The organism is Pedobacter africanus, assembly GCF_040548825.1.
Lineage (GTDB): Bacteria > Bacteroidota > Bacteroidia > Sphingobacteriales > Sphingobacteriaceae > Pedobacter > Pedobacter africanus_A.
In genome coordinates this window covers 122,526-145,038 of sequence record NZ_JBEPSL010000004.1, presented here as the reverse complement: position 1 = coordinate 145,038, position 22,513 = coordinate 122,526, and the positions used below count along the sequence as shown (strand labels likewise).

19 protein-coding genes are annotated in these 22,513 nt (G+C 44.0%); 15 read left to right on the top strand and 4 right to left on the bottom strand.

All coding sequences use genetic code 11. The features are described from left to right. The first annotated feature begins 14 nt into the window (after positions 1-14). Both ABIE26_RS20235 and ABIE26_RS20230 read left to right on the top strand, forming a co-directional pair. Complete coding sequence (locus tag ABIE26_RS20235) at positions 15-704, top strand: ferritin-like domain-containing protein (protein WP_310145238.1); 690 nt, start codon at positions 15-17, stop codon at positions 702-704. Positions 705-715: 11 nt separating this feature from the next. Beyond that, positions 716-1,564, top strand: a complete 849-nt coding sequence (locus ABIE26_RS20230; protein ID WP_310145236.1) for a ferritin-like domain-containing protein — start codon at positions 716-718, stop codon at positions 1,562-1,564. A gap of 5 nt (positions 1,565-1,569) precedes the next feature. Here ABIE26_RS20230 and ABIE26_RS20225 read toward each other — a convergent pair whose 3' ends face one another. Beyond that, positions 1,570-2,400, bottom strand: a complete 831-nt coding sequence (locus ABIE26_RS20225) for an anti-sigma factor (protein WP_310145234.1) — start codon at positions 2,398-2,400, stop codon at positions 1,570-1,572. Position 2,401: 1 nt separating this feature from the next. Continuing rightward, complete coding sequence (locus tag ABIE26_RS20220) at positions 2,402-2,950, bottom strand: RNA polymerase sigma factor (protein WP_310145231.1); 549 nt, start codon at positions 2,948-2,950, stop codon at positions 2,402-2,404. A 110-nt stretch (positions 2,951-3,060) separates the two neighbouring features. Here ABIE26_RS20220 and ABIE26_RS20215 point away from each other — a divergent pair, with 110 nt between their 5' ends. Then, positions 3,061-3,609, top strand: a complete 549-nt coding sequence (locus tag ABIE26_RS20215; protein ID WP_310145229.1) for a fasciclin domain-containing protein — start codon at positions 3,061-3,063, stop codon at positions 3,607-3,609. A 489-nt stretch (positions 3,610-4,098) separates the two neighbouring features. After that, a complete protein-coding gene (locus tag ABIE26_RS20210; protein WP_310145227.1) occupies positions 4,099-4,728 on the top strand; it encodes a DUF6266 family protein in 630 nt (209 codons plus the stop codon). A 68-nt stretch (positions 4,729-4,796) separates the two neighbouring features. Here ABIE26_RS20210 and ABIE26_RS20205 read toward each other — a convergent pair whose 3' ends face one another. Beyond that, entirely contained in the window at positions 4,797-5,213 is a 417-nt protein-coding gene (locus tag ABIE26_RS20205) for a hypothetical protein (protein ID WP_310145224.1), read from the bottom strand. A gap of 143 nt (positions 5,214-5,356) precedes the next feature. Between ABIE26_RS20205 and ABIE26_RS20200 the strand changes: the two genes are divergently transcribed. The 9 genes from ABIE26_RS20200 (at position 5,357) to ABIE26_RS20160 (ending at position 19,846) form a co-directional block, all read left to right on the top strand. Next, positions 5,357-7,042, top strand: coding sequence for a trypsin-like peptidase domain-containing protein (locus tag ABIE26_RS20200; protein WP_310145222.1), 1,686 nt, complete (start codon positions 5,357-5,359; stop codon positions 7,040-7,042). Positions 7,043-7,046: 4 nt separating this feature from the next. Continuing rightward, complete coding sequence (locus tag ABIE26_RS20195; RefSeq protein ID WP_310145220.1) at positions 7,047-9,122, top strand: carboxy terminal-processing peptidase; 2,076 nt, start codon at positions 7,047-7,049, stop codon at positions 9,120-9,122. Between the two features lie 27 nt (positions 9,123-9,149). Then, positions 9,150-9,698, top strand: coding sequence for a sigma-70 family RNA polymerase sigma factor (locus ABIE26_RS20190; RefSeq protein ID WP_310145218.1), 549 nt, complete (start codon positions 9,150-9,152; stop codon positions 9,696-9,698). A 6-nt stretch (positions 9,699-9,704) separates the two neighbouring features. Continuing rightward, entirely contained in the window at positions 9,705-10,832 is a 1,128-nt protein-coding gene (locus ABIE26_RS20185; RefSeq protein WP_310145216.1) for a FecR family protein, read from the top strand. A 97-nt stretch (positions 10,833-10,929) separates the two neighbouring features. After that, positions 10,930-12,069: a TlpA family protein disulfide reductase gene (locus tag ABIE26_RS20180; protein ID WP_310145214.1), complete on the top strand. Its 1,140-nt coding sequence runs from the start codon at positions 10,930-10,932 to the stop codon at positions 12,067-12,069. A gap of 31 nt (positions 12,070-12,100) precedes the next feature. Further along, positions 12,101-15,664, top strand: coding sequence for a SusC/RagA family TonB-linked outer membrane protein (locus ABIE26_RS20175; protein ID WP_310145213.1), 3,564 nt, complete (start codon positions 12,101-12,103; stop codon positions 15,662-15,664). Positions 15,665-15,676: 12 nt separating this feature from the next. Beyond that, positions 15,677-17,098: a RagB/SusD family nutrient uptake outer membrane protein gene (locus ABIE26_RS20170; protein WP_310145211.1), complete on the top strand. Its 1,422-nt coding sequence runs from the start codon at positions 15,677-15,679 to the stop codon at positions 17,096-17,098. Positions 17,099-17,108: 10 nt separating this feature from the next. Beyond that, the gene (locus tag ABIE26_RS20165; RefSeq protein WP_310145209.1) at positions 17,109-17,924 is read left to right on the top strand and encodes a hypothetical protein; all 816 of its coding nucleotides are present in this window, start codon (positions 17,109-17,111) and stop codon (positions 17,922-17,924) included. Between the two features lie 11 nt (positions 17,925-17,935). Beyond that, complete coding sequence (locus ABIE26_RS20160) at positions 17,936-19,846, top strand: TlpA disulfide reductase family protein (RefSeq protein ID WP_310145207.1); 1,911 nt, start codon at positions 17,936-17,938, stop codon at positions 19,844-19,846. Here the strand turns inward: ABIE26_RS20160 and ABIE26_RS20155 are convergent. After that, positions 19,843-20,301: an LEA type 2 family protein gene (locus tag ABIE26_RS20155; protein ID WP_310145205.1), complete on the bottom strand. Its 459-nt coding sequence runs from the start codon at positions 20,299-20,301 to the stop codon at positions 19,843-19,845. The two genes, ABIE26_RS20160 and ABIE26_RS20155, sit on opposite strands and share 4 nt — an antisense overlap. A gap of 125 nt (positions 20,302-20,426) precedes the next feature. On the opposite strand from ABIE26_RS20155, the gene ABIE26_RS20150 reads away from it, so the two are divergent. Together ABIE26_RS20150 and ABIE26_RS20145 are read left to right on the top strand one after the other, a co-directional pair. Next, positions 20,427-21,578, top strand: a complete 1,152-nt coding sequence (locus ABIE26_RS20150) for a TlpA disulfide reductase family protein (protein ID WP_310145203.1) — start codon at positions 20,427-20,429, stop codon at positions 21,576-21,578. Beyond that, positions 21,578-22,399: a sterol desaturase family protein gene (locus tag ABIE26_RS20145; RefSeq protein WP_310145201.1), complete on the top strand. Its 822-nt coding sequence runs from the start codon at positions 21,578-21,580 to the stop codon at positions 22,397-22,399. Before ABIE26_RS20150 ends, ABIE26_RS20145 begins: the two co-directional genes overlap by 1 nt. The last annotated feature ends 114 nt before the right edge of the window (positions 22,400-22,513 follow it).

Genomic DNA, 22,513 nt, shown 5'->3' with positions numbered 1-22,513 from the left:
AAAACCCAACAATTATGAAAAACTTACAAGAGATTTTTACGACCCCACTACAGCGCCGGTCCTTTCTGCAATATGCAGGGGCCGGCGCTGCTGGTATGGCACTGGTAGCCGTTGGCTGCAAAAAAGACAGGCACACCAATGTTCCTGATGGTGTTTTACTGGATTTTAAAGATGACTTTGGTGTATTGAACTATGCTTACGCCCTGGAGCAATTGGAAGCTGCTTTCTACATTCAGGTTGCTTCGGCGCCACCATCTGGCTTTAGCGCAGCTGAGAAAGCTTATTTTCAGGACATTCAGTTCCACGAAATTGCACACCGGGAATACTTCAAAAAAGCCCTGGGTACAGCTGCAATAGGCAGCCTGGAAGTAGACTTTTCGAGCATCAACTTTACAGACCGTGCCAGTGTGCTGGGGGCGGCTATGGCCTTTGAGGATTTAGGAGTTGCAGCTTATAACGGTGCTGGTGTACGCCTTAAGGATACAAACTTCCTGCTGGCGGCCGGAAAAATTGTTTCTGTTGAGGCCCGTCACGCTTCCTATGTCCGCGATCTGGTATCTTATGGCAGTTTTGCAGACCTGACCACGCTAACTGCGCTCGGTGCCAACAACGCCGGCGGACTGGATGCTGCCCTAAGCCCCGATAAAGTGCTGCCCATTGCAGGTAAGTATGTAAAAACCAAAATCAACCTCATTAACCTTTAAAACCAGAAACCATGAATATTGTAAATATATTAGAAGAAATAGAAAAAGTTGATGCTGAGATCTATGAGCGATTAAACCCAAGACGGGCTGCCATGAAGGATTTTTTCAACATGAGCAAAAAAATAACCCTGTCCGCTATGCCTTTAGCAATGGGTGCCTTATTTCAGAAAGCATATGGGCAAACCGCGCCAGCTACAGTAAATGAAGTGCTGAACTTTGCTTTAACACTGGAATATCTGGAATACCATTTTTACAACCATGCAGTGGTAGCTGCTCCCGGGCTCATTCCGGCCGGTACACCTGCTGTTGGCGCAATCACCACCATCCGCGATCACGAAAAAGCGCACGTGGATTTATTAAAGGGTGCATTGGGCGCTGCTGCGCGGCCGGCATTGGCTTATACTGATTTTGATTTTACTGCAAAAGGAACTTTTCCGGATGTATATACCAGTTATCAAACCTTCCTGGCGGTGGCACAAGCATTCGAAGATACGGGTGTAAGGGCCTATAAAGGACAGGCAGGTGTGCTTAAAGGAAATGCTGTCCTTACTACCGCACTTCAGATCCATTCGGTCGAAGCCCGTCATGCCGCGCATATCCGCTTCATGCGTTCAGGAGGATTGAATGGCGGCGGTGCAGCGATCAAGCCCTGGATCAGTCTGGGCACAGGAGGCGGTGCAAACGACACAGGCATACCTCAGGTTGATGCGGTATATGCCGGAGAAGACCTGGACGTACAAACCGGTGTTACGATTACCGGAATCGCTACCGGTGTTACTAAAGCTAAGGCAGTGGAATCTTTTGATGAACCATTGAATTCCGCACAGGTACTGGCTATTGCCGGTTTGTTTATCAAATAGCCATATCAGATTGAAACGCCACCCATTACCACCATCTTATCCATGGTAGGGATTGGGCTTCCGCCACGTTTTTCCAGGGTTACGGCAAAGGCCTGCGCGGAAGCAATTTCTTTCATCTGCAGCAACAGGTGTGTGCTGTCAGCCTTAACATCAAATACACCTAAATCGACAGGCTTGCCATTTACCAATGCCCAAAGCTGGTATTGGTGAGCCTTGTCATTTGCAGGAAGGCCCATTTTTGAATTGTCGACCATTACATGCCTGCCGCTTATATGCCAGTATACGATCATTTTTGCTGAAGGGTCCATTTTGGTTCCTGCAAGTTTTACAACTTTCCAATCCGGATCGTTTGGCATATCTGCAATTTTTTGCAGGTCGTTATTGGTTTGCCTCATGTGGCTTACCGTAGTGGTAAATTGTTCTTTTTCAAGGCTCAGGCTGGCAATCTGATCTTTGGCATTACCCAGCTGATTATGGGTTTGATACAGCATCACACCACTAACCACAAGTAAAGACGCACATGCGGCAAGCGCGATGCGTAATGTCCTTATTTTTGATTCGTAGGCTGCATAATTGGTCGGAGCAGGCAGGGTGATATCTTTTACAGGTTCCTGGCTTATCTGGTTTAATATTTTGCTTTTCAAAGCTGCCGAAGGTTCTACGGCCTGTTGCTGCGCATATTGTTCCATGGCAATTTCAATGGCTTCCAGTTCCTGTTTTATTTCAGGGTACTTTGCTGCCATTGCTTCTACTTCGGCCTGTTCCTGTGCATTTAACTGCCCCAGAACGTAAAGCTCAAGTATGCCCGATTCCATATATGCTTTTAACTCTTCCAATTTAATTAAATTGTTTTCTTAACTCCATTATTGCCATCCTGATACGCGTTTTCACTGTACCCAAAGGCAAATTTAATTCTTTTGCAGCTTCCAGGTGCGTATACCCCTTAAAATACACCATGTTCAATACGGCATTAAGCTCTGGTTTAAGTGTCGTAACCATTTCTTTTATCCCAAGGGCATCTGCATTAAAAGTTACTTCATTTTGCCCGTCAATAGCATCTACGTTATTATCGAGCTCAAGGTTTTTATTTGAATTCCTGAAATCTTTAGAGCGCAGTTTATCAATGGCCAGATTTCGTGCAATGTTCATCATCCAGGTAAAGAGGCGGCCTTTACTGCTGTCGTAGCTGCCTGCAGAATTCCATATTTTTATAAAAGTCTCCTGTAATACATCCTCAGCAAGTTCTGCTTGCGGTACCAGTCTTGAGATCACCCCAAACAGTGCTGCTGAATACATGTCATACAAGGCCTGCATGGCTATGGTATCCTGACTTTTCAGTTTACTGATCAGTTCTTCTTCTGGAAGGGAGATTTTTTTTGCGGCCATCAAGTATTTAAATATACAGAAAATGAGGTAAATGAGAAATAATACTTCAACCGAAATCCGGTGCAGAAGATAATCCGTATCTCTTTTAAACATTAACAACAAAAAAGAAGATGAAAAGATTTATTTTATCTGTAATTGCCCTGGCAGCCCTGGCATTTACAACTCAGGTTTACGCACAGAAAAATCCTATGGTAGGCGGTGCAGCCATGTATGCCAGCAAAGATATTGTTGACAATGCGGTGAATTCAAAAGACCATACCACGCTGGTTGCGGCCGTTAAAGCCGCGGGGCTGGTTAGTACTTTGAAAGGAGAGGGGCCATTTACGGTCTTTGCGCCTACAAATGCCGCCTTTGATAAGCTTCCTGCCGGAACTGTTGCTACCCTGCTGAAACCGGAAAGCAAAGATATGCTTGTCAAAGTCCTGACCTATCATGTTGTAGCCGGAAAAATGGACAGCAAAACAATTGCTGCCGCAATTAAAAAAGGGAAGGGGAAAGCAGAGTTGACTACCGTAAGTGGAGGTAAATTATGGGCATGGATGAAGGGGGATAAAATGGTGCTGAAAGATCAAAAAGGAGGGTTAAGTACGGTAACCATTGCCGATGTAATGCAGAAAAATGGCGTGATCCATGTTGTTGACACTGTTTTAATGCCTTGATTAAATACAGCGTTAATTGTGGAAGATCAAAAGGTTCAGAATCATGATTCTGAACCTTTTGTTTGTTATTGTTTTACCCAATCAGCATAGTGATAGATAGTAGGTTTATGACTTGTTTTTCGCCAAACACCACAACCTATGGTGTATAGACAATCTGGACTAGAAACTGCTTATTACAGATATGGTGTGTTCGGGCTTCGTTTTAAGTGCGTTAAGGGTGTGTTTTGTTTTTCGGGGGCATTGCGCCGGTGTTAGGGAGGGGTTGATACGGCCTTGCTTTAGCCTTTAGCCTTTTCAGGGGTTGCTCAATTCCTGCCATACCCAGCCAAAGCCCAAAGCGCAGGGTTAACGCAGGGTTAAGGTACGTCGAACAGAAGGCACATATTTGGTTTGGCAGGTTTATTGTAAGTTGGTAATTATCGGGAGGCTTAGACCGCTCACATTCGTTCTGGGTAACGAGTGTACCTATATCTATAAATTCACAACATCATGGCCAGATTAAATGGTCTCTTTGAAGGTTTTAACGGAAAGCTGGGCAATCTGGTAAGTTATAACCTTAAGGGAAAACAGGTGATCCGCAAAATAGGACGGACCACCAAAGCACCAACAACTGCCCAATTGGCAGTTCAACAAAAACTTACTTTAACGAACGCTTTTTTAAAATCCATTCTGCCTTTTATTAATGTAGGTTTTGCATTGGAAGTAGCCGGTACAGATAAAAATCCGCACAATGCGGCTACGGCCTACAACATTAAACATGCCCTGCAGGGCGAATATCCGAATATGAGTTTGGATTACAGTAAGGCATTGGTAAGCATGGGCGGGCTACAACCGGCCATTGCAGCCGCTGTTCATTTAACAGGCTCGCTGTTAACCTTTACCTGGTTGGTTGACCCCAATATGGATTGGGGCATTAAAAACGACCGGGCAATGTTACTGGTGTACTGCCCGGAACTGGCCAAAGCCACTTATTTCTTTTCTGGTGCGCGCAGAAGTAAGGGCACAGATGTAATGGGACTGCCGCCAGAATATGCTGGTAAGGAGCTGCACTGTTACATTGCTTTTAAAAGCAGCGACGGGAAGCGTATAAGTGATAGTATTTGGGTAACGGTTAATTAATTGAACCAAATAATAGAGGGTGCTAGAATGCGCCCTCTTTATTTTTGGGTTTACTTAACTTCTGGGAGTTACGGCTGGTTCCGGTAGTAGTTGATCAACATCACCCCATCGCCATAGGCATCTAATGTGAAATCAGCCGTTTTTAACGTGGTGCCATCGTTGCTCAACACAGAAATGGTATACTTTGCTCCGGGGCTGCCCTCACTAACACTGGCCGAAAAGCCTACGCCCGAAACATATTTATGGATGCTTACCGTCTTTTGCCAGGGTGGTGTTACCATTTCTTCGTACATGGTTTCGTCTGGTACTTCCGTCATATTCGGATTGGTAAGTGTAGGGGTATATTGAACCTGAACTTTTACAGTGCCGGGCCCGCTTAGTTTATATGTGTATTCAGTACCTGGGCCATCATTTTTGTCTTTGGAACAACCGAAGAGTAAGCTTGTAGCAGCAAGAAAAAACAAGATAAGGATGTTTGTTTTCATAAGTAATTTTTGCAAATGTAAAATCGAATACCCGGGCAAATACCATACCAGATAACGTTATTGGTTAATTCTGGATTTTTTTTCTGATGGGCTTCACCCTTTTTCGGTGCCTGTTCGCCTTAAGCTAAACGAACCTAAACTATATGAATAGATTATTACTTTTACTTGCCGCCCTGGCAGTCTGCTTTAAGCTGGACGCACAAACCGGTCGTGTTGACCTGAAAAAGCTGGAGCCACATGTGCAAAAAGTTGTGCAGAAGGCCTATCAGGCCTCGGTAGCTATTGCACTTTACAACGCCACCACTGGTGCATCTGGAGCCAGCATTTTTAGTGGCGTGGTAGTTGATACAGCAGGATATGTTTTATCTGTTGCACATGCTGTTTCACCAGGAACTCTGTATCAGATTACTTTTCCTGATGGTACAAAGAAACTGGCCCGTGGCCTGGGAAGGATTGCTTCGAATGATGCGGCAATGCTAAAAATTACTGAGAAAGGAACGTGGCCGTACGCTTCAATGGGATGGTCATCTTCATTACAGAAGAATATGCCCTGCATCAGTATCTCGTATCCGGGTACAGTGGGGGCTAAAACTCCAACCGTCAGATTGGGTTACGTAGCAGAACTCAAAGCACCAAACGGTTATTTACGCTCAACGTGTTTAATGGAACCCGGAGATTCAGGAGGTCCCTTATTTGATATGGAAGGCAGGGTAATTGGGCTGCATAGCAGGGTCGATCTCTCTTTGGATGCCAATTTTGAGGTACCTGTAGATACTTACAGAAAATATTGGAATGCACTCAATAAAATTGAAAACTATGCAGCGCTCCCTGCAGAGAACGATTTTGAGGCTGACCCGAAACCTGGGCAACTGAACACCTTAGTTGGTATTGGGGAGCTGAACATCATGCTAAATAAATCGTTGAAAGACAGGCTTATCAAAACCATTTTTAATATCAAAAGCCCCTATAAAAATAAGAAAATTCAAGCCAGTATTCTGGGTACCTTAATTAAAACGGATGGAATCATTAAAGACAAAAAATTAAAAGATAAAAGCCTTCTGATCAGTAAAAGTTCAATGGTAGGGATTCCTGCAATGGTTGAACTGGGGCCTGCTCAGCTCGTGCCGGCAAAAGTGATCAGTCGTGATGTTAAAAATGACCTGGTACTCCTGCAAATTGACAGGAAATTAAATGGGGGGATAGACCTGAAAACTGTTTCGGATGTTGAAATTAAGTTTAATGATTTGGGTAAACTGTTGGTTTCACCGCAGTTGAATGGAAACCATTGCATCAGTACAATAGGCAATACTTTGATTGACATTGCCAAAGCTCCGGGTACGGCTTCTATAGGCCTTACCGCAAAGACGGTGGCCGGAAAAGTGGTAGTGGCCCAGGTGAACCCCTTTGGGACAGCGAGTTCCGTTTCAGTGTACCAAGACGATGAATTGTTGGGCATTAACGGAAAACCAATCCTTACAGTAGAAGATCTTGATAATGAGATTGACAGTTACACTTTAAAAGATACGGCAATTTTACAGCTTTCAAGAAGAGGGGTAGCTTTTGAAAAACGTGTACCAGTAAAAATAACGCCGGAATCGGAAATGCATATAGCGTTAAAGTTTACAGATGGAAGGAGCGGGCGCTATTCGGGATTTAGCAAAGTGATGATCCACGATGGTCGATTAAAGCCTATAGCATGTGGGGGGCCATTGTATGGTGTTGATGGAAAATTTTATGGTATAAACATCGCTCGTTTCAGCCGTACCAGCAGCCTGGCTATTCCTGCTGTTCAGTTACGCAAATTCATTATCGAATCCATCAAAAACTAAATTTATGAACATTATAAAATATGCTAATGTACTGCAGCATCTGGCGGCTTATGCAGCAATTTGTGTATTAACCTTGCCACCTATTATTGTGCAGGCTCAGGCCCCCAATACTGCAGAAGTGCAAAAAGCTACGTTGCTTAACGTAATAAGAAATCTGAAAGAAAACCACATCAGCCCGAAGGCTATTGATGATAATTTCTCGAAAATGATCTGGAAGAAATTTCTGGAAAACCTTGATCCGAATAAAGATGTATTTCTGAAAAGTGATTTTGAGAAATTGAGGAGCTATGAACTGTTGATTGATGATGAATTGAACAACGGAATGCTGACCTTTTTTAATGCAGCTTTCGGACTTTATCAGCAAAGGTTGCAGGCTGCTGCTGCTGGATATAGCAAAGTGCTGGCCGCACCATTCGACTTTTCCGTAACTGAATCCTTACAGCTTAATGGCAAACTAAGGCAATCTGCAAGTACCCAGGCCGAATTGGATAAACTATGGGAGCAGCGGGCCAAATACCTGGTACTGAAGAAAATGATGGACTTAAACAAAGGGAAAATGACCAGCCCGGCTTTAGAGCAGGAAGCCAGGAGCAAAGTAGCACGCTGGGTGGGCAACACCTTTAAAAATTTAATGGCCACAACGGCTCAAAAAGATAAGTTTAGCCAGTTTCTGAATACGGTTACGCTGGCCGTAGAGGCGCATACGGTCTATTTTCCCCCACTTCAGGCAAAAAGTGTGAATGCCAGAATGGCCAAACGTTTTTTTGGCATCGGCGTTGAACTGCAGGATAAGGAAGGCGATTTTTTCATTAAATCATTGAGACCCGGCGGTGTGGCACTGAGTAGTGGGCTGATTGATGTGAACGATCGTATCATCAGTGTCAGCAATACCAGCGGTGAACAGATCGATGTCATAGGAAAGCCTATTTTGGAAGTAGCCGATCTTGTTAAAGGCGATAAGGACACGGAGGTTTCACTGGGCTTGTTAAAAGCAAGCGGCCAGCAGAAAGTTGTGACCCTAAAGCGTGCAGAGGTGAACGAAGAGGAGAGCAAAGCCAGAAGCGCAATTGTTCGGAAAGATGGCCGGAAAATAGGTTATTTGTATTTAAGGGAGTTTTATGTAGATGTAAACGATGCAAAGGGTGCCCGTGCAGCTGTTGACGTTCAGACTGAAATTTTGAAATTGAAAGATGCTAAAGTAGAAGGAATTGTATTCGACCTGCGCGACAATCCGGGCGGTTCTATAGATGAAGTTGTAGATATAGCAGGTTTTTTTCTGGGGCCGGGGCCAAAAGTGCTGGTTAAGGAAATGAATGCTCTTTATACCCCAACAACCGATAAAAAAGCGATCTATACGGGGCCTCTGGTGGTGATGGTCAATGAGCACAGTGGTTCGGCTTCAGAATTGTTTGCAGCCGCAATACAGGACCATAAAAGAGGACTGATTATTGGTGCTCCGGCTACTTTCGGAAAAGGAACGGCACAACCAACCCTACCAATGGGTAAAATGGGTAACAAAGCTAAAGGAATTCCCAACATCAGTTATGGGGCTATAAGAATCAGCCAGTATCGTTTCTATAGAGTAACAGGAGCTTCCACCCAATTGAGGGGGGTTGCATCAGATGTAGTGCTGCCAGGAAAACTGGCCTATCTGGAGAGCCGTGAAAAAAATCTGGATTCGGCATTGCCCTGGGACAGCATTTCACCGGCAAATTACAAACCTTATTATGATGCCGCTACCTATAATAAAGTGAAAAAATTGGGGCAAGAAGCAGTTGGGGAGTTAGATGCCTTTAAAGTTATAGACGAAAATAGTAAATTGCTATCGGAACAACAATTGAAACCTGTTAGTTTGAAACCGCTGGAATTTGTGAAAGAGCAGCAGGCGCTGGCAGCTTATAGTCAAAAGATTGAAGATATGGCCAGGTTACCCCAGGCCAAAAGATTGAAAGTTACAGCCAGCCCAGGTTATGAAGGAGCTGGGAAAAAATGGTACCCTAAATGGACTAAAGAAGTTTCGGCAGACATATATGTAGATAAGACGCTGGATGTGATAAACAGGTTAATGATGCTTAAATAAAACAGAATACTTTAAATACTGAGGCCAATGGCAGATCTCTTAAAGATAGAAGCGCTCTTTAAAGAACACTATTCCTTTTTATGTGCAGTGGCTTATAGGGTTGTAGACGATGAGGAAGTAGCTAAAGATATTGTTCAGAATTTTTTTCTGTACTGTTTGGATAAAATCTCCATCATAGCTGTGCATACAAATTTTAAGAGTTATGCTTTCAGGGCGGTCAGAAACGCGTCATTGAGCCATCGAAAAAAAGCAAGAAAAGTAGACTTCAATGATGGGTTGTTGCTTCAGGCAGCAGCGCATCTGGTTAGCCAGCAGGAGCAAGACCAACAGAACGAGGAAAATATGCGTGACAGAGAGCTGTGGGCTATTATTGGACAGATGCCTGAAAAACGCAGGCTTGTATTTTTATTGAGCAATAAGGAAGGCTTAAAATACACAGAGATTGCTGCGCAGCTGGACATCTCTGTCAATACAGTTAAAACACACATCAAGTTATCTTATGAGTTTTTACGGAGGGAATGCCGGTCGCTCATCAGGATGATCATGGTAATAGGTGTATGGTTAGGATTTTATTAGCAGGACATGGAACAGGAAGAAAAAATAAACTGGGATAAGCTGTTAAAGCATTTGGAAGGTAAGAATGATCTTCATCAGGACGAAGAGTTGAATCAGGAAGAACTGGAGGTGTTGCTGCTGGCAGAAGAAATAAATATGAGGATAAAAGAAGAAGATCCGCGGCATAAATTTCCGGTACAGGAAGGCTGGGAAGAATTGAAGCAACGCTATCAGGAAAAAAATGCAGCTGTAAAACAGTGGAAGTTGTCGCGAATATTAACGGCAGCTGCAATATTTCTGTTGATACAGGCACCGGTTTGGTGGTTGGTTTTGCGGCAGGGCGATCCTTCAGTTGCTCCTGTAAGCGATCAGGTGCAACTTACGCTGGCCAACGGGCAAACTGTAGAGTTGGATCCTGGTAAAGCTGAACTTTTAAAAACGGAGGGAGCAGCCTTAAACGGTACCAACCTGGTTTACAAACCAGAAACAGCCCTTGCTGCCAAAGGACAGGAACTTCATACAAATGTGTTATTTGTGCCAAAAGGTAAATATACCCGGATGGAAATGAGTGACGGAACAACCGTATGGCTCAATGCAGGCTCCAGTTTAAGCTACCCTGTTCCATTTGCTGCGGGCAAAAGAGAGGTTACGCTTGAAGGAGAAGCTTATTTTGAGGTAAAGCATAATGCTGCAAGACCTTTTATAGTGCACCTGAAAGCTATGGATGTAAAAGTGCTGGGTACGGCCTTTAGCGTTAGTACCTTTGGTAATCAGGTAAATACAGCATTGGACCACGGTAAGATCAGTTTACAGGCGGGTAACCATTCTTTAATACTGCTGCCCGGCGAACTGGGCGTTTATCATCAGGAAAGTGGTTCATTAACCAAATCAGAGACTGATTTGCGCCTTTATACCGCCTGGAAAGATCAGGATGTTTATTTTAACGACAATACCCTTGACGAGATCACTACGCGTTTGGCACGCGAATATAATGTCAGTTTTATTTTTGAGCAGGAAAGCCTTAAGAAACTGCATTTTACTGTAGATATGCCAAAACAGGCCGACCTGAATAAAATTTTGAATAACATCAGGTTTAGCAGCGACCAGGTCGATTTTGTAAATAACGGAAATGTAATCAAGGTAAAACAACGCTAGTTTTTTTCTCATTAAATGAAAAGGGTGAAAATAATTGAAATTGTTTTCACCCTTTTTGCATTAGCCTTCGCCTATAGCTTTAAACAACCTAAACATTATGAGAAAAATTCTATTGCCTGTATTGGGCTTAACCATGATGGCGCTGGGCGCTACCGGACAGGATAAAGTACAAATTACGGCTAAGATGCCAGAACTGGTAAACGGAGACCGTGTTTTAGTCTGGAATGCTTTTTCGCAGGCCCAGGATTCTACCGTTGTGAAAGACAACGCATTTTCAATCTCTGTTGATGTGCAAAACGGAGGCAGTACTTTCATTTTGCAGGCCGGACTTGACCCTGAAAAAAACGGGCTGGGCATGTTTATGGTAATGCAGCCTGGAAAAATGCACATCGAAGGCGGTAATGGTACCGGCTTTAAAGGCGCAACTTTTAGCGGTGACGCTTTTGTAGCAGATTGGATGGAAATGGAAAAAATAATGGAACCCACCCACGAACTGGTGCGTCAGATGGATGACTTAACAGCAGATTTTAATGAAGCCAACAAACTAGGTGATAAAGAGGCCGCAAAAAGATTGTCCGACGAGATTAAGGTGCTGGCTACCAGGATTGCCACAAACGGAAAGCAATTTATGGACACACATTTAGGTTCAACAGGTGCTGCCTACGTGATGAACGCCATTTTGCCAAAAATGCTGTCTGCCAGTGAAAAAATTAGTTACCTGAATAAGTTTACAGGAAGAGCTTATGATAATAATCTGGCTAAAACTATGCTGCGTTCCCTTACAGGCACTGAAATGCAATGGATTGGAAAGCCTGCACCCGATTTTTCACAACCTGATACAAATGGAAAAATGGTTAGCCTGAAAGATTTTAAAGGCAAATACGTATTGCTTGATTTTTGGGCTAGCTGGTGTGGGCCATGCAGGGGAGATGTTCCTGAATTGAAAGATGTGTACGAAAAAATGAAAGGTAAAAATATTAGTTTTGTTAGCATCTCTATTGACAGCGACAAAAGTAAATGGCTAAAGGCTTTAGCTGAAGAAAATATGCCATGGATTCAGCTTGGCGATTTAAAAGGCGATCAGAACACCGCAATGCTAGCCTATAAAGTTAAGGGGATCCCGTCCAAATTTTTAATTGATCCGAATGGAATTATCATTGGGATGGGATTAAGGGAACCCGGTGCCATTTTAAAAGACAAAGTACTGGAGAAAGCGCTGAACCAACTGATGAAATAAAAGATAAATTTTGAACCACTAAACCAATTATATGAACCATTTTTATCGGACAGCTTGTATGGTTTGCTGCCTGATTTTCCTGGCTTTTCAACAGCATGCAGCTGCGCAGCAGAAAAAGGAAGATAAGGTAACTATCAACGTCCGCAACGGCACGCTCGAAGAAATTATCCAGGTAGTGAGGAAACAGACGGCGGTTAAGATTGTGTACAATCAGGAGGTGTTGAGGAAAAATTCTGCCAGGATCAGTTTTACAGCAAAAGAAGAACCCCTGAAAATCCTGATGAAACGTTTACTGAAGGGCTCTTCACTTATTTTTGTAATGCAGGACGATGTCATGGTGATTGCCCCGCGGGAAGAAGGAGATGAGGATGCAAAGATCAACAATACCATTAAAGGAATTGTTCAGGACGAAAAAGGTACCCCTTTGGCATTGGTAACTGTAAATATAACAGGTACCCAGGCCAATACCATTACCAATCTGGAAGGTAAATTTACCACGCTGCTTGAAGAGGGCAAATCGCTCACCTTTTCGTCGGTGGGTTTTCAGAAAAGAACCCTTAAGCCCCTGCCTGGCGAAACCATGAGGGTTGTTTTGCAGCCAGATCTGAATGAAATGGATGAGGTAATTGTTACCGGTTATCAGGAGGTTAACAGACGTTTGTCTGCCAGTTCGACGGTGACCTTGAAGGGGGCTGAAGTGAAGGAAAATGGTGCAACCAACATTACCGCCATGCTGCAGGGCAAGGTGGCAGGCCTCAATGTGGTAAAAACCTCAGGCAGTCCGAATGCGATACCCACTATGCGTATGCGTGGAACGTCTACCCTCGTAGGAAATGCCAATCCTATTATCGTTGTAGATGGTATAATTCGTGAAAACCCTAATGGGCTGAATCCGGAGAACCTGCTTGGAATAGAACCGAATGGCCGGGACCTGTATTTGATGAAGGATGGGATAATGGCATCAGGCAGTTTGGCCGGAAACAGCATTTCGGGCTTAAATGTGAACGATGTGGAAAGCATTACCTTTTTAAAAGATGCTTCTGCGACCGCGATTTATGGAACAAGGGCGGCCAATGGTGTGATCGTTATTACCACCAAAAAAGGAAAAAATGGTAAACTGGAAGTTGGGTATAGTAGCAATTATGGGTTATCTTTTCGGCCGAAATACAGCCAGTTGCAATTGATGAACGCACAGCAGCGGCTGCAATTTTCTAGCGAGATGTATGAAGATGGTTATCTTTACAGAAGCGTTCCCGTTAAAATGGGGTATGAGGGTGCCTTTCAGGATCTCATCAACAGAAAGATATCCGAAAGCGAATTTCAGCAGGAACTAAATGATCTTGCACAAATGAATACAGACTGGTTTGATCTGCTGTTCCGCAATGGATTCAATAATGCACAGCACCTCAGCTTTTCAGGCGGAAATGATAAGACAAGTTATTATGCTGCGGTATCGTATATGGGTAGCCAGGGGGTTGCCAAGCTGGACGATTATAAAGAAGGCAGTACCTCAATGCGTTTCAATGCAGATTTGAGCAGGAAGTTGAAATTGGGCCTGAACCTGAATGCCAGCCAACGCGCTTCGACAGGCTACTTTGGTCAAAATCCACTTGATTATGCCTTGGAAACAAGCCGGGCTATTCCAGCCGGTCTGGCCTATCCTACAGTAGCTGAAATCCTTCCGGGTGTATTGGGTTCGCCAATTAATTTCAACATGCTGAACGAGTTGCGGCAAACCGGCAACCAGACTAAAGATACCAAGATTGGCGCAACCATCGATCTGAGTTATTTGCTGGCACGGGGATTAAAACTAACTTCACTGGCGGGCGGAACCGTAGGTATGCAAAATGCCGAGCAGTATGCTACAGAGCTGAGCAACAACGCTGCGAGCAGAAGAGGTTATGAATTTGGGTCGGTTGCCCCTGGGAGCGAGGCTGAATTGAATTCTATTCTGCCTTTTGGTGGCATTTTTCTACCTTCAAATTCATCTGTGTATAATTATACTATCCGTAATATGGCCGATTTCAGCCGTAGTATTTTTACGGAAAACCACCAGATCAATCTGGTAGCAGGTCAGGAAATCCGCTCGGTGCGGAACCAGAGCTTCAGTAATCTTATTCCTGGCTATTTTCGTGACCGTGGCGAAATTTTTGCGCTGACTGCCAATTCGCTCCAGCTGGTGAGCCCTAAAAAAACGAATACAGTAGAGAATGCCTTGTCATTATTTGGTATAGCCACTTACAGCTACGCAGGTAAATATATATTGAACGGAAACATCAGGACAGATGCTTCTAACCGCTTTGGACAATATGCCAATCAACGGTTTTTGCCGGTCTGGAGCGTAGCCGGGCGTTGGAATGCCAGTGCCGAAGAATGGTTGAAAGGAAATAAGATCATCAGTGATCTGAATGTAAAAGCTTCCTATGGTTTTCAAGGTAACGTCATTTCCAGTGTGGGGCCTGATCTCGTGCTTTCTATGAACGATGGGAGCTCCGCGTTCGATGCTGCCGCTAATGAGTATTTCCTGATTGTCAAATCATTGGCTTACCCCAACCTGAAGTGGGAAAAAACCAGGAGTGTGAATGTGGAAGTTGGTGGTGCCTTATTCGGCTCTTTTATGAATTTTAACCTGGGTTACTATCGCAAAATGACAACTGATGCCATTGTTTCAAGAGCTATAGCAATGGAGTACGGCGTGCGGCGCATGCTGATCAACGGGGGAAACATCAGAAATTATGGCTATGAAATGGCCCTCGGCTTTAACCTGGTTAGCAATAAAGATCTGGACTGGCGAATGTCAGTGAACGGGGCCAAAAATTACAATCAGCTCCAACAGGGGACCATATCAAAAATCAATCCGGTATTCTACGATTATTTTAACGGAACGATATTGGTAGAAGGGATGCCCATAGGTACCATTTATGGTTTTTCATATAAAGGTTTACGCGCGGTTGACGGCATGCCCGAGTTTCACGGTGTTGACGATAACAACGGGCAGCCTGTTACGGGTTTAAAACAATTTATGAAACCACTCGGCACTAAGGAAGCCAAGATTAGTGGCGGACTCAATACCAATGTGCGTTATAAGGCTTTTTCACTCGGAATGAATTTTAATTATAAAATAGGATCTGTAAAATTCAGAAACCCTGTTTACAGCAATGCCAGTGTACATATTCCGATGCCTGAAAAGAATGTTCCTGCTATCCTGGCGCAGCGCTGGCGGAAGCCCGGTGATGAGGTTTTTACTGACATTCCTTCTTATCCCAAAAATCTGCTGCAGACCAGTGATACTTATGTGGGCGAGCTCAACACCGCGGAACGTCTGAGCCGTTATATCATGTACAACTATTCAGATATCAACCTGGTTTCCGGAAGTTACCTGAGGTGTAACAATATCGATTTTTCGTATAGGCTGGCCGATAAACTGGTTAAATCACTGCGGCTGAAACAGGTTTCAGTGTCGGCTTCAGCTTCTAATCTATTTGTTATAGCTGATAAAAAACTTAGAGGGCAGGACCCCGAAATAGACGGGGCAGGTAGCACGGCACTGCCTATTAGTAAAATGTTTGGCATGGCTTTAAATGTGACCTTTTAAATAACAAAAAAGATGAAAAGACCTATACTAATTTCATTAATGCTTCTGGCAATCTTACCGCTTTCTTCCTGCAAAAAATTTCTGGAGGAACAATCGCAAACGGATATCATTCCACGGACTGCCTCTGCGTTGAACGAATTGCTGATCGGATCAGCCTACAGATCTACAAGCCTACAGGATTTCATGTGCTTTATGGACGATGACATAGTGCACAATGCCTATACTCCTGAAACCCGGGTGCGGTTTGGTGCTTACACCTGGCAGCCTGAAACCGCTATCCTGCCGGAACAGTTGGCTGGTGCCAGAACCTGGGGGATAATGTATCCTATGATTATGACCTGCAATATGATACTCGAGTATACACCTAAAGTAACTGGTACCACTACTGAAATAGAAAATGTAGAGGGGCAGGCTTACCTCTTGCGTGCATACTATTATTTTATGCTGGTTAATTATTATGGTAAACCCTATACAGACCGGCTGTCTGATCCGGAGCAGGACCTGGGTGTGCCGCTAATGTTAAGTGGAAGTTTATCACTCGAAGGAAAACCCCGAAATACCGTGGCCGAGGTATACCGGCAGATCCTGTCCGATCTGGACAAAGGCATTGCACTGATGGAAAGAAGTGGTACAAATAACAATCTGTACCGCATTAGCCACATCGCAGGTTATTTGCTGGCCTCGCGCGTAAACCTGTACATGGGCAATTGGCAGAAAGCAGTAGATGCGGCCACCAATGTGCTGAACAGAAAATCTACCCTGATGGACCTGCCTGCCTGGGGCTCGGTAAACCAGAACACCAAGCCTGTCGTTGACCTGCGGAATCCCGAGACCATTTGGGGGCACGGCTCGCCTTACGAAGTGATATTGAGAACGAATGAAGAGAAAAACTATAGGTTGTCCGATGAACTGCTGGCTTTATTTGAAACAGGGGACCTGAGAAGGACCATTTACATCAGCAATGCAAGCTCAATCAAATATCCAGGTTTAATTTATTCAGACAAGGTGGGCCATACTTTCAGGGTATCCGAAGCCCTGCTAAACCGTGCCGAAGCTTATGCACAGCTCAATAAAACCGGACAAGCGGCTAGTGCCCAGCTGGCACTTAATGACCTGAACACGCTCAGAAAGAAACGCTTCAGCGGCGCCAGCTATCAGGACCTGGGAAGTACCGGGGCCGATGACCTGTTGCAAAAATGTGCAGATGAAAGACGCAGGGAGCTATTTAACGAGGAATCGCACCGCTGGTTTGATCTTCGCCGCTCGGGCATGCCTGCTATCCGGCACATATTCCATGAAAACAACGGGCAGACACTAACTTATATCCTTCAGGAACGCGACCCAGCTTATTTATTGCAAATTCCGCAATCTGTTCTGGATAACAATCCTAAGTTAATACCAAACCCTGCACCGGCTGTCCGGAGCGGACAATAAACCAACCGTTATGAAATTAAAATTGTTAACCTACCTGCTGCCAGCTCTTTTGCTTACCGCCGGCTGCAGTAAAGAAGCAGCGATGCAACCCATAGTGGTTGAACCCATGTATACCCTGCCTCAGGGAAACCACCCTTACGACAAGGCTATCGTTGATTTTTATCAGAATTATGGTACTTATATCCTGTACCGGTTTACCGAAAAGGATTTTAGGTGGAACATCACCAATCTTATCGCGTATACGGCCGAGCAAGGTGATGAAAACTATGTTGAACCGGCCCTGGCCGCGCTGGATAAGTACCTGTTTAAATTTTATCCTGCTGCTTTTCTCAAAAAGGCGCTGCCTTATAAGATCATCTTAGCTGCAAGGATCAAAGGAGTAACCCAGGACAACTATATCAACACTGTAAGTACATACAGCCACTTTGCCTTTGGCCGTGCAGGTAGCACACTTGCCGGATTAACCGAAGCCCAGTTGAAAACTATGAAGGGAGAGTTGAACCGTGAGTTCTGGCGACAGGCTGTTTCTTATAATAAGATTGCACTGCCCCCGGCTTTTGTTGCAGCTACTGATTATACTACGCTTACTGCGGCCAACAGGAGAAGCTATGGTGTTTTTACGCTCGTTTCAGGACAACAGAACGTATACGGTGATTTTTTGGATTATATCTATAACCTGAGCCTGCAAACCCCGCAAGAACTGGAGCAAACAGTGTTTACGGCCACCAATGACCCGGCAGGTAAGTTCCGGTTGAAATACAATGCCGTGATCAGTTATTTTAAAGAAGTATATGGAGTAGATCTGCAGGCTATAGCTAAAGGTTAAAACGTAAAAAAATGAGAAAGATAGTAAGTCTACTACTGCTGGCGATTCCTTTTGCAGGAATTAGCCAGCAACAAAAATATCACATCAGGGGTTTGCTCCGGGGTTTGCCACCCAAAGCCAAAGTTTACCTGGTGTATAAAAAGGGCAATAACTTTGCTACAGATTCCTGCACGGTAAAGCGGGGGGTATTTGCATTTTCCGGAGTGTGCAATGAACCTCAGGCGGCCACCTTACTGCTGGGGCGCCATGGCCAATTTCAGGATTCAGGACAAACCGATACGCAACCAGTATATCTTGAAACAGGGACAGTCCACTTAGAGGGGAAAGATACCCTTGCCAATGCCAGGGTTTGGGGTACACCATTAAATGCCGATAATCAGGAGAAGCTGAAGTTGATACGCACTGCAAAAAATGTTACAAAAGAAGGAGAAGCCAAGCTGATGGCAGCTTTTACAGCAAAACATTCTGCGTCGCGGGTAAGTTTGGATTGGATGGCAGATCTTGGACCGAGAAATAAAATGGTGGTCAGTAGTTATCCCGGATTGTCGCGTGCATTAAGGGAAACAAGAACCGGCAAAGAACTCGGCCAGGCCATAAAAACTTTTCTGTCTGTAAAAGATGGGCAGATAGCCCCTGATTTTGAACTGCCCGACCAGGAGGGACGGATGATAAAACTGTCGGATTTTAGAGGCAAGTATGTGCTGCTCGATTTCTGGTCAAGCTGGTGCAAGCCCTGCAGGGCGCTTCAACCACACCTAAAGGAGATATATGATGCGTTGTTCCCGACAGGAAAGTTTGTCATACTGGCCGTTTCATTAGATAAGAATAAAGCTGCCTGGTTAAAAGCAATAAAGGAAGATAATGTACCCTGGCTACAGGTTGCAGATCTGGGAGCAGCCAGAAACAAGGCTGCGGCGCTTTATGACATCACATTGATCCCTGCAAGTTTTGTTATAGGGCCCGATGGCATCTTGCTTAATGCAGCACAGCGCACAAAAATAATGCGGGATAAAATGCTTCCTTCGGCCGAGCCAGACTTGAAAAGCACAGGCCGTTTATCCGATCTTAATCAGCAGGTAATGTTGGCAGCATTGGAGAAGGAGAATTTAAATAAAGAAGGTTTTATGGCCCAATACCGGCAGCTAGATAGCATCCTGGAAACAGATATTGGCGAAAGTGCACTCAGCACAGCAATAGGTAAGCTTGATTATAAAAAAGACAGCACTGCTTTACGACAGCTGCTGGCTACTAAGGGGAGTTCACTTTTTGCACAAAAACTGAAAATGAAACAAGCCTTTATTGCGGCAAACCCCGATTCTTTTATCAGCTTATACCAACTCAGTACACTTGAATTAATGTATTCAGCTGACAGTTATGCGCAGGCCTATGAAGGCTTGTCGGAAAGGTTGAAAAATACGACTATCGGCCGGCAAATAAAAGAACGGATTGATAGGATGAAAATAACCCCTACGGGGATGAAGGCCACTGACTTTAGCCGGAAAGACCAATATGGTAAAACCATAAAACTTAGTGATTACAAGGGTAAATTGGTTTTACTCGATTTCTGGGGAAGCTGGTGTGTGCCCTGCAGGCAAACCCATCCGCACCTGAAAACACTATATGAAAAGTACAAGTCTAAGGGATTGGAGATTGTTGCCGTGGCAAATGAAAAGAATAAGGACCTGCAAAAAGCAAAGCAGGCTTGGCTGGATGCCATAAACAAAGATGATGCAAATTGGGTGCACGTGCTGAACGACGAAGGAACGGGAGACACTGATATTGTTAAGGCCTATGGCATCACCACTTTTCCTACCAAGCTGCTGCTGGATAAAAATGGGAAAATCCTGATGCGGGTAACTGCAGGGTTAAATGATGAAATGGATGTGCTGATCAGAAAACTGTTAGATCATGAAGCCTTTTAAAAAGGCTTCATGATTAAATTAATGTCATGTTTGCCTTTGTAGCTCACATCCATGGTTTTGACAATTCCCATTACACTGCCTTTAAATTTCCCCCGGATCGTTACTATTGTGCCATCGAGCCTTAAACCATGGGTAGAAAGATAAGGCATGTCTATTTTCAGGTAGGCAGGGACTTTAAATTCTGAACCTGCAGGTACATAAAAGCTGGTGTCTATTTTGGCTTTGCCCAATTTTAGCGTATCCAGGTAAATGGTTGCTTCGCCACCTTTAAACGTGAAGCCTATTTTGTTCTGGTTGTAACAAATTGCTTTAGTACGAATGGTAGGATGACTTCCTTCCCATTTGAGTACCTCAACATCAAGACTGGCTGGCATCCTGAACTGAGGTTTGTTAAAAGGTGCACAGCTTAAAAGTGTAGCGCTAAAGGCAAGCATTAGATTAAGTTTGTTGAACATGGTGTTTAGGTTTTTTGATAAAGGCGCAGAAGGCTTTAAAAAGGGTGAAGAGAAATATTTTTTATTCTCTTCACCCTTTTTTGGTCCAGGTTCGCCTATTCAGTATACCAAAACCTAAACAAAAAATGAAGAAAGTTCTCTTGCTGCTATGTATGCTGCCATTTGCTGGCTTTGCCCAACAAAACTTTACCATAAATGGTAAAATAAAACCCACGGCCGTGCCTTCTAAAGCTGTGCTTTATTACACGGTAAATGATAAATTCATTACAGACTCTACGGAGATCAAAGATGGTCTATTTACCTTCAAAGGAAAAATAGGAGAGCCAGTAAAAGGATTTATTAAGCTTAAAAAGAAGCTTGCCCCTGCCAAACCGGGCAGGAGAACAGAAACGGACCTGCTTACTTTTAATGTAGAACCCGGCAACATAAACATTGTTTCCAAAAGTGACTCGATTAAACCTGCAGTGGTAAGCGGCGGCGAAATCGCTGATGCTATGCTAAAGGTGTATGCTTCAAGGGATGCCATTAATGCGAAAGTTAAAGAATTTTTAAAGCCATTTTATGCAGCTCCAATTGAGCAGCAGAAAGACCAGGCATTTGCAGAACCTTTTCAGAAGGGGATGGATGAATTTAAAGCGGAAATGGATCAGGTAGCGCCAAATTTTGTGCGCAGTAATCCGGATTGCTTTCTCAGCCTGATGTTGTTTAAGGAATATATGTTTAAAGCTTTAGACCCCGCAAGTTCAGATGCTGACTTTTCCCGTTTATCACCGCGCCTAAGGAACTCTTCTATAGGTCAGCAGCTTCAAAAGCAGATCTTAAGTGGGAAAACATTCGCCATAGGACAACCTGCACCTGACTTTACACAGAACGATGTAAACGGGAAGCCTGTAAAGTTGTCAGATTTCAGAGGTAAATATGTATTGGTAGATTTCTGGGCTTCCTGGTGCGTACCCTGCCGGAACGACAATCCACGGCTTAAGCATATGTACGACAGGTACAAAGATAAAAACTTTACAGTATTGGGTGTTTCGTTAGATAAACCTGGGCAAAAAGAAGCCTGGCTGAAGGCTATTGATGAGGATAGACTAACCTGGACCAATGTTTCGGACCTTAAAGGAGGTGAGAATGAGGTGGCCAAAATGTATCTTGTACAGGCTATACCTACTAATTTCCTTATCGGGCCTGATGGGAAAATATTGGGCAGAAATCTGAGGGGAAATGAGCTGACTAAGAAGTTAGCAGAACTGTTAGGGGAAATTGCTCCCGGTAAGTAATGAGAGAAGGGATAATAGAGAGGATGGTTGTGATGCTCGGGATCTCAACGATCCGGTATTTTGTAGTAGCAGGTATTGCATTTGCTTTATGTTACTGGCTGTTTGCCAAAAAAATACATAAAGCGAAAATTCAGAAAAAGAACGCGCCACGTGCCAGTTTTATACGCGACATTCTTCATTCCCTGCAAACAACAATGATCCATGTGGTTATAGCCTACCTGGTTCTTTTTACACCTTTTAAGGCACATACCCTGGTGTACGATAAAATAAGTGATTATTCTTTATGGTGGTTCTTTTTAAGTTTACCGGTTTGTCTGGTCATACACGATACGTATTTTTACTGGATGCACCGGCTGATGCATCATAAAGCCCTGTTTAATCGTGTGCACCTGCTGCACCACAAGTCTAATAACCCCTCGCCCTGGACATCCTATTCTTTCCATTTTTTTGAGGCCTGGATTGAAGGAGGGGTTTTGCTGGCCATTGTGTTTCTGGTTCCGGTGCATGGCATTATGATTGAAATGTTTGTGCTTTCTGCATTTATCATTAACGTTTATGGACACCTGGGCTATGAAATTGCACCAAAATGGTTTAGAAATACCTGGCTGTTTGAAGTGCTGAATACTTCGGTACACCACAATTTACATCACCATAAATTTAGAGGCAATTATGGACTGTACTTTAGGATATGGGACAGGATACTTAAAACCGAACATCCGGATTATGTAAAAGAATACGACAAGATTCAGGCAAGCAGAAGTACCTCATATAATGCTGCCATTCAGCATCCCGGTTATGCTAAAAAAAGAAAGCGGGAATAAACCTGTGGTGGTTATCCCCGCTTAAATTAACGCTCTCACTGCTAATGTACGAATAATTGATTATTCCGCCAACAAAAAAATAATTATTTTTTGTTCATTGCTGAACAATTGCGC

Coding starts and splice junctions, on each gene's coding strand:
- ABIE26_RS20235 (WP_310145238.1), top strand. CDS start 15: ATGAAAAACTTACAAGAGATTTTTACGACCCCACTACAGCGCCGGTCC.
- ABIE26_RS20230 (WP_310145236.1), top strand. CDS start 716: ATGAATATTGTAAATATATTAGAAGAAATAGAAAAAGTTGATGCTGAG.
- ABIE26_RS20220 (WP_310145231.1), bottom strand. CDS start 2,950: ATGGCCGCAAAAAAAATCTCCCTTCCAGAAGAAGAACTGATCAGTAAA.
- ABIE26_RS20215 (WP_310145229.1), top strand. CDS start 3,061: ATGAAAAGATTTATTTTATCTGTAATTGCCCTGGCAGCCCTGGCATTT.
- ABIE26_RS20210 (WP_310145227.1), top strand. CDS start 4,099: ATGGCCAGATTAAATGGTCTCTTTGAAGGTTTTAACGGAAAGCTGGGC.
- ABIE26_RS20205 (WP_310145224.1), bottom strand. CDS start 5,213: ATGAAAACAAACATCCTTATCTTGTTTTTTCTTGCTGCTACAAGCTTA.
- ABIE26_RS20200 (WP_310145222.1), top strand. CDS start 5,357: ATGAATAGATTATTACTTTTACTTGCCGCCCTGGCAGTCTGCTTTAAG.
- ABIE26_RS20195 (WP_310145220.1), top strand. CDS start 7,047: ATGAACATTATAAAATATGCTAATGTACTGCAGCATCTGGCGGCTTAT.
- ABIE26_RS20190 (WP_310145218.1), top strand. CDS start 9,150: ATGGCAGATCTCTTAAAGATAGAAGCGCTCTTTAAAGAACACTATTCC.
- ABIE26_RS20185 (WP_310145216.1), top strand. CDS start 9,705: ATGGAACAGGAAGAAAAAATAAACTGGGATAAGCTGTTAAAGCATTTG.
- ABIE26_RS20180 (WP_310145214.1), top strand. CDS start 10,930: ATGAGAAAAATTCTATTGCCTGTATTGGGCTTAACCATGATGGCGCTG.
- ABIE26_RS20175 (WP_310145213.1), top strand. CDS start 12,101: ATGAACCATTTTTATCGGACAGCTTGTATGGTTTGCTGCCTGATTTTC.
- ABIE26_RS20170 (WP_310145211.1), top strand. CDS start 15,677: ATGAAAAGACCTATACTAATTTCATTAATGCTTCTGGCAATCTTACCG.
- ABIE26_RS20165 (WP_310145209.1), top strand. CDS start 17,109: ATGAAATTAAAATTGTTAACCTACCTGCTGCCAGCTCTTTTGCTTACC.
- ABIE26_RS20160 (WP_310145207.1), top strand. CDS start 17,936: ATGAGAAAGATAGTAAGTCTACTACTGCTGGCGATTCCTTTTGCAGGA.
- ABIE26_RS20155 (WP_310145205.1), bottom strand. CDS start 20,301: ATGTTCAACAAACTTAATCTAATGCTTGCCTTTAGCGCTACACTTTTA.
- ABIE26_RS20150 (WP_310145203.1), top strand. CDS start 20,427: ATGAAGAAAGTTCTCTTGCTGCTATGTATGCTGCCATTTGCTGGCTTT.
- ABIE26_RS20145 (WP_310145201.1), top strand. CDS start 21,578: ATGAGAGAAGGGATAATAGAGAGGATGGTTGTGATGCTCGGGATCTCA.